Source organism: Mycoplasma sp. 1781 (genome assembly GCF_053851675.1).
The window spans coordinates 1-15206 of sequence record NZ_JBSQBC010000018.1; the positions used below are offsets into that span (position 1 = coordinate 1).

The 15206-nt window shown below is 28.2% G+C and carries 8 protein-coding genes and 1 other RNA gene; 8 read left to right on the forward strand and 1 reads right to left on the reverse strand.

Going from position 1 to position 15206, the window contains the following annotated elements; all coding sequences use genetic code 4:
- The 8 genes from uvrA to ACWXVP_RS03015 all read left to right on the forward strand — a co-directional run.
- On the forward strand, window positions 1-2343 hold a 2343-nt coding region (gene uvrA / locus ACWXVP_RS02980; protein ID WP_456012997.1), incomplete at its 5' end, for an excinuclease ABC subunit UvrA.
- Window positions 2344-2424: 81 nt separating this feature from the next.
- Window positions 2425-3366, forward strand: coding sequence for a prolipoprotein diacylglyceryl transferase (gene lgt / locus ACWXVP_RS02985; protein ID WP_455966029.1), 942 nt, complete (start codon window positions 2425-2427; stop codon window positions 3364-3366).
- Between the two features lie 35 nt (window positions 3367-3401).
- Window positions 3402-4316 (forward strand): NAD(P)/FAD-dependent oxidoreductase, encoded by a 915-nt coding sequence (locus tag ACWXVP_RS02990; protein WP_456012999.1) that lies wholly within the window; start codon window positions 3402-3404, stop codon window positions 4314-4316.
- 5 nt (window positions 4317-4321) lie between these two features.
- Window positions 4322-5869 (forward strand): hypothetical protein, encoded by a 1548-nt coding sequence (locus ACWXVP_RS02995; RefSeq protein ID WP_456013001.1) that lies wholly within the window; start codon window positions 4322-4324, stop codon window positions 5867-5869.
- Window positions 5870-5881: 12 nt separating this feature from the next.
- Entirely contained in the window at window positions 5882-7435 is a 1554-nt protein-coding gene (locus ACWXVP_RS03000; protein WP_456013003.1) for a hypothetical protein, read from the forward strand.
- Window positions 7436-7643: 208 nt separating this feature from the next.
- Window positions 7644-8246 carry a 30S ribosomal protein S4 gene (gene rpsD, locus ACWXVP_RS03005; protein ID WP_456013005.1) on the forward strand — a complete coding sequence of 201 codons (603 nt, stop codon included), beginning with the start codon at window positions 7644-7646 and terminating at the stop codon, window positions 8244-8246.
- A 127-nt stretch (window positions 8247-8373) separates the two neighbouring features.
- Window positions 8374-8469, forward strand: an RNA gene (gene ffs, locus ACWXVP_RS03010) — signal recognition particle sRNA small type.
- Between the two features lie 10 nt (window positions 8470-8479).
- A complete protein-coding gene (locus ACWXVP_RS03015; RefSeq protein ID WP_456013007.1) occupies window positions 8480-9097 on the forward strand; it encodes a hypothetical protein in 618 nt (205 codons plus the stop codon).
- A gap of 714 nt (window positions 9098-9811) precedes the next feature.
- Here the strand turns inward: ACWXVP_RS03015 and ACWXVP_RS03020 are convergent.
- The coding region (locus tag ACWXVP_RS03020; RefSeq protein ID WP_456013009.1) for a hypothetical protein at window positions 9812-15206 on the reverse strand (5395 nt) is incomplete at its 5' end.

Sequence of the window (15206 nt, forward strand, 5' to 3'; positions counted from 1 at the left end):
ACCCCGTTAGCAAAAATAAAAAAGGCCGGGTTTCTCCTAATAAAAGCCTATGGGTCCTTTTTGGAACTAGAAAAAGACCCAATTTTGGATAAGAATAAAAGGTGAAACATCGACTTAATCATTGACCGCTTTAGTTTATCAAATGATAAAGAAACAATGTCACGTGTTGCTGAGGCTGTCGAGATTGCTTTATCTTATTCTAATGGATTGGTGACTATTGAGGTTGTTGGAGGACAAACAAACACATATTCAACAACACATAGCTGTAAATACAGCGATTTTAATATGCCAAAAATTGAACCACGACTTTTTTCATTTAACTCACCAAATGGAATGTGTTATAAATGCAAGGGACTTGGTGTCTTGCAAAAAGCATCATGAGATTTAATATGTCCAGATAAAACAATGTCAATAAATGAAGGTGCAATATTAATTTATAAAAATATTATTAATTCTCGCAATCTTGAGTGGCAGGAATTTGATAGAATGTTAGGCTACTATGGAATTCCAAAAGACGTGCCAATAGGTGATTTATCTAAGGAACATATAAATATTTTAAAATATGGCTCGATGGAGGAAATTTCCTATACTATTATTTCTGAAAATGGAATTAAATATGAACGTAACAAAAGGATTGAAGGTGTTTGCGAAAAAATTGAGCGTAAATACCTTGATACTTCATCAAATGAAATGCGAATGTATTATTCTCGTTATTTGTCTGATACTCAATGTGATGAATGCCACGGAAAAAGATTGAATAAATTTGCCCTTGCTACTAAAATTAATGGTTTGGATATATATGAATTATGCAATATGTCCATTGAAGAACTTAAAGAATTTATTAATAATATAATAATGACTGAGCTCGAAAAAGAAATAACTAATCTTATTTTGCAAGAAATAAATCATAGAATAGATTTTCTTATCAATGTTGGATTACAATATTTAACCCTAAATAGAAAAGCAGAAACGCTTTCTGGCGGTGAAGCTCAAAGAATTAGGTTAGCAACACAGATTGGTGCTAATTTAACAGGTGTTTTATATGTTTTGGATGAACCCTCAATTGGTTTGCACCAAAAAGATAATGAAAAATTACTGAATTCATTGCGAAAAATGGTTAATTTAGGTAATTCCTTGATTGTTGTTGAACATGACGAAGATACAATAAGACATGCTGATTTTATAGTTGATATTGGTCCAAAAGCTGGTGAGTACGGTGGAGAAATTGTTGCTAGTGGCAATATTCAAAAAATAATGAGTACAAATGAGAGCATTACTGGCCAATATCTTGCAAAAAAGCTTGAAATTAAGGTGCCAAAATCAAGGCGTTCTGGTAATGGTAAAGTATTAACATTAAAAAAAGCTACTGCTAATAATCTAAAAAATATAACGTTAAAATTTCCGTTAGGTAAATTTATTGCAATTACTGGTGTTTCTGGGTCTGGTAAATCTTCCTTAATTAATCAAGAATTGGTTAAGGAATTGGAAAACGCGATGAATAGAAAGGCTTATTATAGCCTTGTTAAAAACGAAAAAATTAATGGATTTTTAGAAGTCGATAAGTTAATTAAAATTGATCAAAGTGCAATTGGGAGAACACCAAGATCTAATCCTGCTACATATACTGGTGTATTTGATGATATTAGAGAAATATTTGCTAATTTAGAAGAATCAAAAATTAGGGGATTTACTAAATCAAGATTTTCATTTAATATACCCGGAGGCAGATGCGATAAATGCGAGGGTGATGGTGTTATTAAAATTGAAATGCATTTTTTACCCGATGTATATGTGACGTGTGATCACTGTGATGGTCAAAGATATAATTATGAAACTCTTGAAGTAAAATATCATGGAAAGTCAATAAATGATGTGCTAAATATGACTATCGAAAAGGCATATACATTCTTTATTCAAAAATCTAAAATTAGAGATCAATTGCAAACATTAATTGATGTGGGTTTAGGATACATAAAACTTGGACAAAATGCAACAACATTATCTGGTGGCGAAGCACAACGAGTTAAATTAGCAACTTATTTGCAAAAGAAACCTACTGGTAAATCGTTATATATTTTAGATGAACCAACAACTGGCCTTCATTCTTATGACGTACAAAATTTATTGAATGTTTTGAATAGAATTGTCGATAATGGCGATACAGTTATAGTTATTGAACATAACCTCGATGTAATTAAGAGTGCCGACTATATTATTGATTTGGGCCCTGATGGAGGTAAGTATGGAGGCAATATCGTTGCAACTGGAACACCTGAACAAGTTGCTGATGTTAGCTACTCATATACTGGTCAGTATTTAAGTAAGATATTAAAATCATCATAAAAATTTATTAAATTAAAATATAATTTATATAAATTATATATAAGTAATTCTTTATTATTTTTTATTATGAAGGGAGAAAGTATGAAGGATTATGCAGGCGTTAGTCTTCAAGTTGGCCCTTTTCACGTATATTCTTTAACTTTAATGTTAGGTATGATATGTGCAATACTGACAGTTGCTTATTTCTGAAGAAGAGAAAAATATTCCTTTGAGCAATTAGCAATTCTAATTTTTATTGCTTTGCCTACCGCTATTGTTGGTGCGAGATTTATCTTTGTCGTTCAACAACTAATCGAACATAGAGGATGACCAAATGGGCCTTGATATACAATATTTTATGTATGGCAAGGAGGTTTATCTATTCATGGTGGGGTTATTACTGCTACAATTTGTTGTGTATTATACATTGTATTTTCAAAAAATCCAAAGAGGATAAATTTAAGAAAAGCATTTTCTATTATTTTACCTGCTGTTTTCATTGGTCAAGCTATCGGTCGTTGAGGAAACTTTGCTAATCATGAAGTTTATGGACAAATTATGTCTGAAACATCGTTTGCATTTAAGATATTACCTAAGTTGATTAGAGACCATATGTTTATTAATGGACACTATCGTCTTCCATTATTCCTATATGAATCAATTGCTAACTTATTTGCTTATATCTTGCTTGTTTGAATTTTAAACAATTACAACTGATTAAGACCCGGAACCACTGGGGCATTATATATTATTTTTTATGGAATTCTACGTTTTGGAATGGAACCATTACGTCAAGATAATTATGGTATCTATAAGGTAATTTCAGCTTTATATATGGTCGTTGGTACGGTTTTATTAATTCTATTTGAATTTGTAATTAAGCTAAACTTTAATGTTTATAAGGTGTATAAATATAAGAAAGAATGAACTCATAAAATATTCTACTTTATTGTTTATGAACCTAAAAATGACAACAAAGGTCTATTAAGAAGAGATCTATTAAGTCGTAAAGAAGCAGAGGATCAAAAAATAACGTTAGCCTAAAAAACTAATGTTTATTTTTTTAAAAAAGGAGAAAAATGAAAAAAGTATTTGATGTTTTAATTATTGGTGCAGGTCCAGCTGGTTTAACAGCAGCTTTATATTTATCTAGAAATGAGTATAATGTAGCTTTTATTGAATCATCTGTTCCCGGCGGTAAAATCGCTCAACAATCTAAGATTGAAAACTATCCTGGTTTTGATTTTATAAGTGGTTTTGAATTAGCAACAAGTATGTTAAATCAAGCAAGAAAAAATGGAGCCAAATATATTTATGGAAAAGTTGTAGAAATTAGGAACATTAGCGATAATGAAAAATTAGTTATTTTAGAAAACGGTGATGAGTATTATGCACAAGTTGTTGTTATTGCTAGTGGAATGACTAATTTGGTACCATTATCAATTGAAAATATTGAAAAATTTAGGGGACGTGGAGTTTCTTATTGTGCTGTATGTGATGGCGCCTTATATAAAAATGAACCATGTGCAATTATTGGTGGTGGAAACTCAGCATTTGAAGAATCGACTTTTTTAGCAGCAACCGCATCAGAGGTGCACATTTTTGTAAGAGACATAGTTAGAGCTGAAGCAAAAATTATTAACGATGCAAAAAAGCATGCAAATATTTATATTCATTATAACTCTGAAATATTAAAACTTCAAGGTGAAGATAAATTAGAAAGTATTATTGTCAAAATTGATGGAAATATTCAAGAAATGAATATTAAGGCAGTTTTTCCTTATATTGGTTTTAAGGCTGCGACATCGTTTATTTCTAACAAAGAAATGTTAGATGAGCGTGGTTTTATAATAGTTGATAAAAATATGGAGACGCAATCCAAAAATATCTTTGCTGTTGGTGATGTTGTAGCTAAGGATATCAGACAAATTACAACTGCAACTAATGACGGTACTATTGCGGCAAGAGTTATTTCCTCACGTATTATCAAATAATAAGTATGTCAAAGAAAACAATTTTTAAAATTATTCCTATGATTTTTTCGCCACTTAGCGTGGCTTTTTGTAATTCTTGTCAAGTCAGTGAAGATGATAATGTTAATTTAATGGTTCCGTTTGTAGAAACCCATGAAAAGAAAGCATTTGCCACTATTGTAGAGTTAGTTAATAAATTCAATGATACCCTTGATTCAAAATACGCCAATCACAAGATTAGAATTCGCAACTCATTTGACAAAAAAAACATTAATAATAAAGTTATTTTAGAGCTAAATATCAAAGATAGTAGAACACCTTCCTTAATTCTTTCCTACCCTTCTATTGTTTCGGCTATTCATTATAATAACCGATTAGTTGAACTAACCGATATTGCAAAAAAGAGTAATATTGAGAAAAAGATTTTAGATTACAATAATCGTCTTGGTTTTGATAATCGAAATGAAATTTTTAGCCTACCTGTTGGCATTAGTTCAGAGATGCTTATTGTCAATAAAAGATTATTAATTAATTACTTTTATTCAATTTATGACAAAATTAAAGAATCATCAGAGCCTTTTTTAGCTAGATTTAAAAATTTTAAAATTATTAATATAATAAGAAGTTTCATACCAACTAGTGCAGATAAAAAAAATGAGGAATTAATTAATTATTTAAGTAATAAAATACTTTGCTATGATGATATGTTTAATGAGTTTGTTGATCTTATAAAAAAAATGGAAATTAATGAAGATAATACAAGTATTTTATTTGTTAAGCATATCGAAAATTATATTTTTGAGACCTTATTTAAAAAAGCTGGATCTGACTTTAATAATTATTTTCTTAAATACAATCAAGATTTTAAAATAGATTATGCCAATATTTTTAAAATAAATAGGAATGAGTATGAGGAATTTAGAGAAACCCTTATAAACTTCTATACTGCCCTAAAATCAAAAAAAATTGATATTGATGTTACAAAAAAAATAACTATTGAAGGGCTACAAGACCAACTTTTTACGTTCATAACAACTAGAGCATATAAGTATAATTTAAAATATTTCTTAAATCATCAGGATGATTTTTTGATTTTAGATGTGCCTCATCGTAAAACTAAAGAAGATAAAAAAGGCTCATTTTTTATCCAAGGTTTATTTCTCTCTGCAATCAAATCGGCTGTAGGCGCGAAAAATGAGGTCATAAATCTTTTTTTAGATTGAATGTATAATCAAAATAATAAGCATGAGCAAATTGTTGATGGGAGGCCTCTTTATTTAACGCCAATTGAATATTTGAGCTATCAACTTGATTATATTTTTCCCACAAAAAATTTTAAAAATGAGATAAAAAAACACAACTATTCAAATATTGCGAATGATTTAGTTTTAAAAAATATCTTTGATAATGACCTGATCCCCTTTAGTGATCTCATCGATATAAAAGAATCTAAATTTAGGGAATATATTAAAATATTAGTTGAGAATAACCTTATTGAAAAAATAAGAAGGGATATATCACCAAAACAAGCAATAGATGAATTTCTTGTTAAGCTAGAAGAACTTATAAAATAAAGGATAAAAAATATGAAGCTGAAATTATTTCCTAATTTCTATGAATCTACAAATAATAAAATAAATAGTAATTTCGTTAGTAGAAACAATCACATTATTGCTAAAATTAAGGCAGGATATGATAACTTTAATGAGGTTACTATTAAATTATTAGGATTTGCTATTAAGAATGTTTTATCTAATGTTAGCAAGGATAAAAAATCAATTTTAATTGCAAATGATGGCAGCCATAAATTTTTAGCTTTTTTTGAAAATGAATTAATTGATAAAATCAATGGTGATCATATAGACTCATATGGTTATGAGAAAAATGAACCTGTTAGCAGAGCATTTTGTTCATTTACAAACAGTGTTAGCGAAGCTTTTGTGGTCATCATATATCTTCATAAATATGATAATAATAATTTTGCTATTTCGTTATATGGTAAGAATAATGAACCATTAAATCATAAAATAATTGAATATATTCTAGACGAATATACAAAAGTATCAATAGACTTAGTTAAGGATAGTAATACGCAAATGCGTAATTTAAATTTTAGGAAAATATTAAAGGAATACACTGATTTTCTTTTAAGTAAAAACTTCACTAAAAACGCTAATCATATTCTTAAAATAGGTGTAATTTCCAGCGCACTACAAGATTCATTTGTTAAGAAAATTCTTGGAAAAAATGATATTGCTTATACAGTTTTAAAAGATACATTTAAGCTTGATAAGCCTAATTATTTGAAATTTTCAATTTTTAAACTTGCATTGCTTAAAAATGTCGATTATATTTTTAAATTTTCGTTTGACTATGAAAAGGTCTATTTATATAGAAGAAATAATAAACAAAAATATTTTATTCAATATGATTTGGTTGATATCTCTGACCTTGTGATAAATTATTTATCCTTTACTAATAATTACACAAATACAAACAATGACTTTAAAAATTTAAAAAGTATTGCTACATCAAATCTTTGCAAGAAGGAGAATATTACAAACATAGCTAATAAATATAAAATTAATCTTGGTTTTAGTTGAAAATTTGATTCAAAAAATATAGAAAAACCTGATTTTATGTTTTTTAATGAAGATTATCAGGTTTATTTTAGTAATGATAAAAAAATCAAGTATGATGCATTTTTATTTTTTAATATTTTAGTCGATATGTTAAATTATTATCAAACTCAAGAAATGAGATATGATGATATATGTGACCAAAATTTGGACCTATCAAATAAATTGATTATTAGTGAATTTGTTTATGATTGTCATCCGTCAAATGTTGTTGACTTTGAGACTAAATTATATATGCAGGATTCAATTGCCCAATTAAAAGTTAGCACAATTGAAGATGTTAGAAAAAATTTTAAGGATAGTGATACAAAGTATGTCGCAAAGTTTAATTTTGAGCAAAGAGAATGAATGGCTATTAAATATGATGCTAAATACGAAAAATTAATTTTTGTGATTCAAGAAAAAAATAATACTAGAGGTAATATTGCAAAAAAAATCAAGAAGTTTATGTATAAATTTACAATAAAATATGATAAACCATTGATTAATTTGACTGAATAAATATTTCTTGCGAAAATAATTAGTTATTGACAATAAAAATAAGGTATAATTGTAAAGCATTGACAACAGCATAAATAATATTATTTAAAAGTTTTTTCTTTGTTTTATAAATTTGATAGTAAGGAAGCTGTTTAACCGAAATCATTAGAGAAAAAAATATAAATTAAGAATTATTTAATTGTCTTTGCATATTGAAAGGAAAAAAAATATGTCAAGATTCTTAGGATCAATTTTTAAAAAATCTAGAAGATATGGAACATCGCTTCTAGAAAATAATAAAGAATTCACAAAGGGTAAGAAGAGAATGACTGCGCCTGGTCAACATGGCGCCAAAAGATCGAAACCTTCTGATTACCAATTACATATGTATGAAAAGCAAAAAGTTAGATTTATGTATGGTTTAAATGAAAGACAATTCAAAAATCTATTTACTATTGCCGCTAGAAAAGATGGTGTTACAGGTATTAATTTATTGCAACTAGTCGAATCTAGACTAGACAATCTAGTATTTAGAGCAGGATTTGCTCGTACTAGAGCTCAGGCTAGACAATTTGTAAACCATAATCACGTAGTTGTTGATGGACATAAGGCAAACATACCTTCAATGATTATTAAACCAGGTTCTGTAATCGAACTTAAATCTTCATTAGAAAATAATGCAAATGTTAAAGACGCTCTTGAAGTTATGACAGCCGCTGCATGATTAACTCGTGATGGGAATAAGTTTACATATACAAGAATGCCAGAAAGAAATGAGTTTGCAAAAGAAATTGATGAATCATTAATTGTTGAATATTACAACAGACGTTAAAATTTGCGCTTCGGCGCATTTTATAATTCATTTTGGGACATTTGTTAATGTTGCAAATAAAGCAGTTTATTCAAAGTGTTTTTTTGGATTAATTTAATATAATAAAATGCTTGCAAATATAGTATAATAATAAAGCCATGAGAACGGTAACCTTGTAAATTGGTCAGGATAGAGATATAGCAGCCATATCGAGAAGTGCAGTGTCTTGTGGTTTTTATTTTAAGGAGAAAGGAATGATTTGCACACGTTTATTAAGTCCTATAAAAAATCAAGAAGATTATGATATATTACCAATTCTTGATTTAGGTGATTTTGTTATTTATAAAAAAATTGCAAAATCTTCGTTTTATAATTCTATTGATTATGAATCATACATAAGCAATGAAGAAACTCAATATAATTTCTACTTTGAGGAAAGCTTATATTTCATTTGTTCTTATGAATTGTTTTATAGTCAGTTTAATAAAGATGCTGTTTTTATTAAAAATATCACTGCCAATAAAAAAAATTCTTATTTTAAATTAAAGCAGTTAAAAAAAATTCGTGAAATAATAAACAATGATGGAAAAGGCGGAACATTAATTACGTTTAAATATAAAGAAAATAATTTTTGACCATTTTATGTTTTTTGCGATCAAGAAATTGCTGAGAAAGAATTTAAATATCTATTAGAAACAGTATATAAATGTGACGTTAATGCAAATATTCAGCTTCATGAAAATTATTTTATTAAAATAAAAACCGCAAATGATGCTTTTTTAAACAAGGAATCATCAGTTTATCATTATGTCCATAATATTATTGGGATTAATATTGAAAAAGCCATTTATGACTTGGAATCAATAAATTAAAAAGTCCAAAAGGACTTTTTAATTTATTATTTTTGGTACCTTATTCCTAATTGAAGGTCTGTTTTTAATCAGTTACAATTTTTTTGAAAAAGAAGATTAAATAATTAAAACATCCAAACAACATATTTGGAAGAAAATTTATCAAATTTTGTCATGTTGTTTGGTTGTTTTTGCATAATAAATTTAGATTTGTGTAATTGCTATACTCAAATCTCTTACTAAAAGGTAGGCTAGTGATTAATTTACACAAAATTTTGTACACTACTGAAAAAATTCTTTTATTTTAACTTAATAAACTCCATAAAAATGGAATATTTATTTTTTTATACTTAAAGTGATAAACACGGGAATTGTTCATCTATATATAAATCTTTAAAAATTTTAGTTATTGCCAAATATTGCCCGGTATAAGCAACGAATGATATTTTTTTATCATCTTCCAATAATATACATATTTATTATCATCTTTTCTAATGATTTTGACATTTTTAGGCATTTGAACTCTTTGGTCTTTTAGTATTATTTTTGCCTCATTTTTATTTAGTTTATTTATAACTAAATTATTATATATTTGAGGTCAAAAAAAGTAAAAAATGCTGATTTTTTTAATAAATCAGCATTTTCCCCTTATTTTATTGTTTAGTTATAAAAAAATGTTAAAAGTTTAAGTTATTAATTTATGAAAATCATTAATTAATGTTGCAATAAAATATTTTATTCAAAGAACGGTGCATGTCTTTGAGGAAATCCGTCTTTATCTAATAGAACGCCTTTTAGTAGCGTATCCTTATATTTTGTTTTAAACTCATCTCATAGTTTTTTAGCAACTTCTTTTCTTTCATCAATATTTAGGGTAATTTTATCAATTCATATATATTTGTTTTCTTGACTAATTATATTTTCTGATGCTTCAGCAACCATTGAAACTCAATATTCAACAAAGGCGGTTTGTGAACTTGCCCTTCAGAAATCCCTTGTATTAGTTCTTTTTCCAATCAAGCTAGAATCAATATTAAGAGCTACTATTTCTTTGCTTCTTATATCAGGAGCTTCTTTAAATCTGTTAAATTGCGCATCAAGTTTTGATTTTTCATTTTCATCCAAGAATGGATTTAATTTTAAGTCTTTAATAAATTGTAGATAGTCATAATCAAGTTTTTTTAATCTTCTGGCATTAAAGAATACATGTTTTAGATAATTATTTTCTGCTTCTATGGCTTGTTTACGTGTTGTTCCTTGATCTCCAAATATTTTTTTAATATGATCAATATGTTCGCTCGCAACATTTACTGGGAATGGACCGGCTTCAGGCGGACTTTGTGTAGAATGTTTTTCAACTCTTTCAATAAAGAATACTACTCAATTTTTTGTTTTACTATCATCTTCTCAACGCTTAGCAAAATTTTCTACTTCCTGTTTAACTTTTTTATATTGATCTATGGTTGTTGTTTGATAAAGTATTTTATTTTGCAATTGTGTTCCATTATTAAAGAATTGCTGTTGTGCGTCGGAATTTTGTAGTCCTTTTATTATTTTTATACCCGAAATAATAGAAAATAATGATTTCTTCATTTCACTATAATCATTAAAGGTACCTTCACCACCATATGGGTCTGGTTGATATCCGCCGTTAGCCCGCGTTATTTTTAAATCATTAAGCTCGGCTTGTTTCTGTCTTTCTATATCTGCTTTAATAGTTTGCAGTTCGTTGTCGGTTGTTGCATCAGAAATTCTTTTATTAAGCATTGACAACTGTGAGCTGTTCAAGCCTCCTCTGCCGGTTTGGCCGTTTTTATTTAGGTGTTTTGATAAATCAAATAATGCAAGTTTGGAAACTTCTTCCTTCAATGCATCTTTTTCTTTAATTAGTTTTAATTGCTGCTTAACCATATTAAGATCTTTTTCGGTCTCGATGTGTTTTAGTTGGTTTATTAAATCTTTTTTGTCTGCTGAATCTTTTTGCTTTTCTATTTCTTTTTGAATATTACCTTTTTTCTTTTCTAATGCTTCACGGTGTTTCATGATAGCCTTACCGGTAATATGTTTAATACCGCTATTTTGACCATCGATGCTTATAGTACTATCAAGCTCTTTCTTTAATCTTTCTTTTTCATTATTATCTGTTAATTTATCAATAGCGTCAAGCGCCCTCTTAACAGCATCTTTTATCTTCTTATTATTTTCATTTAATCTATTAATTTCATCAATTGATTGTGCTTGATCGATTTGTTGTTTTAGAGTTTCCTTAGCGGGTGATTTCTTTCCACCAGGATAATTAATTTGATCAATGATTTTCTTTGCATCTTCCTTAGCTTTTTGAAGTTCCTTAGACTTTTGCTTAATTTCTTTATCTTTCTGTTTGTTAGCATCATTTTTAATAGTATCAAAGTTTTGGATACTATTTGTTTGATTATTTAACCTTTCAAGAAGCTTTTTCTTTTCTTTTTGATCAGAAACTTGTGAAATTGCTTGTTGAGCTAAATGCTTTTTGTTTTCATATTCTCGTTTATATAATCTAACTTTTTGCAATAGTGTTGAAATATTATTGTGATCAGTCTTAGAAAATTCTGTTAAGAATTCATTTTTCTTTGCTTCTGGTTTAATGTTATCTATTTCATTTTTTAATATATCAATATTTGTTTTTAGCGTATTTAGAGTCGTTTCGACAGAAGTTTTGCTTGAATAATCAATTTTAGATGTTAGATCCTGCTTAATTTTTGCTTTTGTATTTAAAGAATCAGTTCTTAATTGTGTTGTATTTTCAGGATATGATAATTTATCAATGAATAAGTCGAAGTTTTGTCTTGTAGCATTTGTAACAAGTGTTTTAATGTTATTGATTGATGTGGATAGTTGTGTATGAGCACTAGGAACTTGCATGTTATCGATATTTCTCTTTATATTATTTCTTCCATTTTGAGGAATATTACTTAATGTGTCAATTTTTTCTTTTGCAAGACGCTTATAGTTTTGAATTATTTCATTTTTTAAATCATTTTCATTATAAACCCCGTTATCCGTTATTGTGGTAGGAACGGTTTGATTTAATCTTGTTATTAAATTGTTCTTATCTGCACCGTTATCAAATGAATTATTAATTACATTTTTGTATGTTTCAATCTTATTTGCTCAATTATCTGGTAATGCATTGTTAGCTTGGTCTATATTTTGTGCTGAATTTAGCTTTTGTTTTATTTTTTTGACTGCTTGTGCGTTATTTTGTGAATATTTTAGATTTTTGCCATTAGCACCTAACTGTTTTTTCTTTTTTTGCATATGGCTGCTAAAATTAGATATCTCAGTTTGTTTTTGATCTAAACTTTTGATATTATTTAATTTATCGACAGCATTTTTTAATGCAGTTTTGGCTTGGGTTGCTTCAGGTGATTTAGGATCTGGATAAGGAATTTTATCAATTAATTCATTAATTTCTTTTTTCTTATTAGCAATGCTTGTATCACTATCTTGCTTTTCTTTTTTTTGTTTAGCCTTATTTAATTCATCTTCTAAATTTTTAGATATCTCTTCTAATTGTGCTTTTGTTTTAGTTAATAAATTAGGCTTATTTTGTGAATTGTATGTATCAAGAATATTTTGCAATTCTTGCTTAATTTTTTTGTATTCATTTTTATTTAAGATTGAATTTATATAATCTTTAATTGAATCTGCTTTTTGTTGAGTTTGCGCTCTTAGTGTTTCTTTTTGTTTATTAATAGCATCAAGAGCTTTTTTGGCGACATCCTCAGCCGCCGTTAATCTTCTATTAGCATCGATAATTTGAGCATCCGTTAGTTTAGCAGTTTTATTAGCTGCTGGTTGTGCTGAGCTAATTGTATTTGTAAGTGCAGTTGTTGAATCGCTTAATGCTGGTTCCTTAGCCATTTTTGCTTTTGTGGCATTTGCTTTTTCAAGTGTCATTTCTAATTTTGCAATCTCGGCATCAGTTTTTTGATTTGCAGCTACTCTTTGCGTTTCAGCGTCTGTTGTTGCTTGTTCTAAGGCACTAGCCTTATCTGAAATGCTTTTAATTGGGTCAGTATTTTTTATGGATTTATTTGTATTAATTATTTGTTGCAATTGATTAATTATGGTAGCTAAATTTGCGCGGTTTGGGTCTTTCTTTAATGAATCTAATTTTGCTTGTGCATCTCTAAGCTTTTTCTTATGCAGGTCTTGCTCAGTATGAAGTCTGTTATTAAAATTAGTAATTGCACTGTTTGCTTCATTTTTTAAATTATTTAATTTATTTTTTTGTTCAATAAATTTTTCGTGTTCTTCTCTGTTAAGTACATTTATAGCCTCAGAAATGGCAGAGTTAAGTTTTTCTTTTAACTTAGTCATTTCAGGGTCACGTGTTATGATACGATTTGCAACACCCTGCAGATCGTTTTTAGCTTTTGTAAGTTGTCTCTTATTTGTCTCAGCAATTTCTGCATCTTTTTGCGCTTTATCTCTTTTTGCCTTTTCTAGGGCTGCATCAAGTTTAGATTTGATCTGTTCTAGGTCGTGTTTAGTTTTAGAATTAATATTTGTCTTATCGTTATTGTTGTAGTTACTTAGGATTGTTTCTAGTTCGTTTTTGATTTGTCTATAAGCACTATCGTTAGATAAATTTTGGGTTATATATTGTTGAATTTCGTCAGCTTTGATTTGAATCTGCTTTATTAATTCGGATTTTTGGTTATTGATATTATCAAGGGCAGCTTTTGCAACCTTTTCAGCTTCTGCAAGGATTTTATTAGCTTCTTTTATTTGAGAATCTAGAGCTTTTTTATGTGCATTTTTAATGTTATTTGCATTATTTATCGCTTGTTCAAGCGTTTGTTTTTGATTATTTAATTCAGGCTCATTATTCATCGCGTTTTTTGTTGCATTGGCTTTTTCTAATGTTTTTTCGAAATCATCAAGATCCTTGTTAATTTTTTTGTCTACCTCAGCTTTCTCTGCTTCAGCTATTTGGATAGCATGTTGTAATGCTTCCTTTTTGCTATTAATACTTTGAATTGAATCAGTAATGCTAGAGCTTTGGTTATTGTTGATTTCTTCTTGAAGTTTGTTAATAACTTCTGTTAAGTTATTAGAGTTTACATCATTTCTTAGATCAGTTAGTTTATCATTAGCTTCCTTTATTTTTTTATCGTGTTCTGATTTTGCTTCTTGAATTCTTGCATCAAATTGTTTCTTTTGTTGTTCAGCCGTTATTTTTAGATTATCAAGTTTTTTCTTTTGTTCCTCATACTTTTCTGATTGACTACTTTTTATAATTTTATCTGTTTCATCTATAGCCTTTTTAATATCTTCCTTTAATTTGATCATTTCAGAATCGTTACTTGTTATTGTACTTGAAAAATTATTTAATGCATCCTTTGAATTTAATAATTGTTGTTTATTAAATTCCTTAATGTCACCATCTTTTTTAGCTTGTTCTGCTTTGGCTTCGGTTAATTTTGAACTTAAATCATTCAAAATTTCATCTAGTTGTTGCTTGGTTTTGTTGTTTAGCTCTTTTTTGTTTTGTGTTTCAAAATCGCTTACAGCTTTGACAAGTTTATCCTTTATGTCCTTATATTCGCTCTTAGCTAAAGTGTCTGCATAATCTTTAATATCCTTTGCTTTTTGATTAATCTGGGTTCTTATTTCACTCTTTTGCTTATTTATACTATTTATTGTATTTTCTGCTTCTTGTTTTGCTTGACTTAGTTTTTTGTTAGCATTATTGATTTCGGCATTAGTTAGTTTTTTAGGACCGTGATTTTTCTTAGCTGTTGCTTCTTCTATTGTTTGCTCTAATTTATTTTTTGCATCATTTAGCAATGGTTCTGATTGCATTGAACTTGCAAGAGAATTGGCTTCATTTATGGTTTTACCTAAATTATCTAGTGCTGCCTCAGTTTCTTTGTTAGCTATAATTTTTTCATTTTCTGCTGTTTCTATTGCTTTTTGCAATGTGTCCTTTTTGTGATTTATATCTGCAAGTGGTTGGTTGTCATCAGTTATTTGATTATTTGTGATTGCTTGCTGAAGTTTTTGAATAACATCATTTAAGTTAGCAGAATTTTCATCTGCTTGAAGCTGTGAGATTTTTTCTCTTACTTCAAGAATTTTTTGC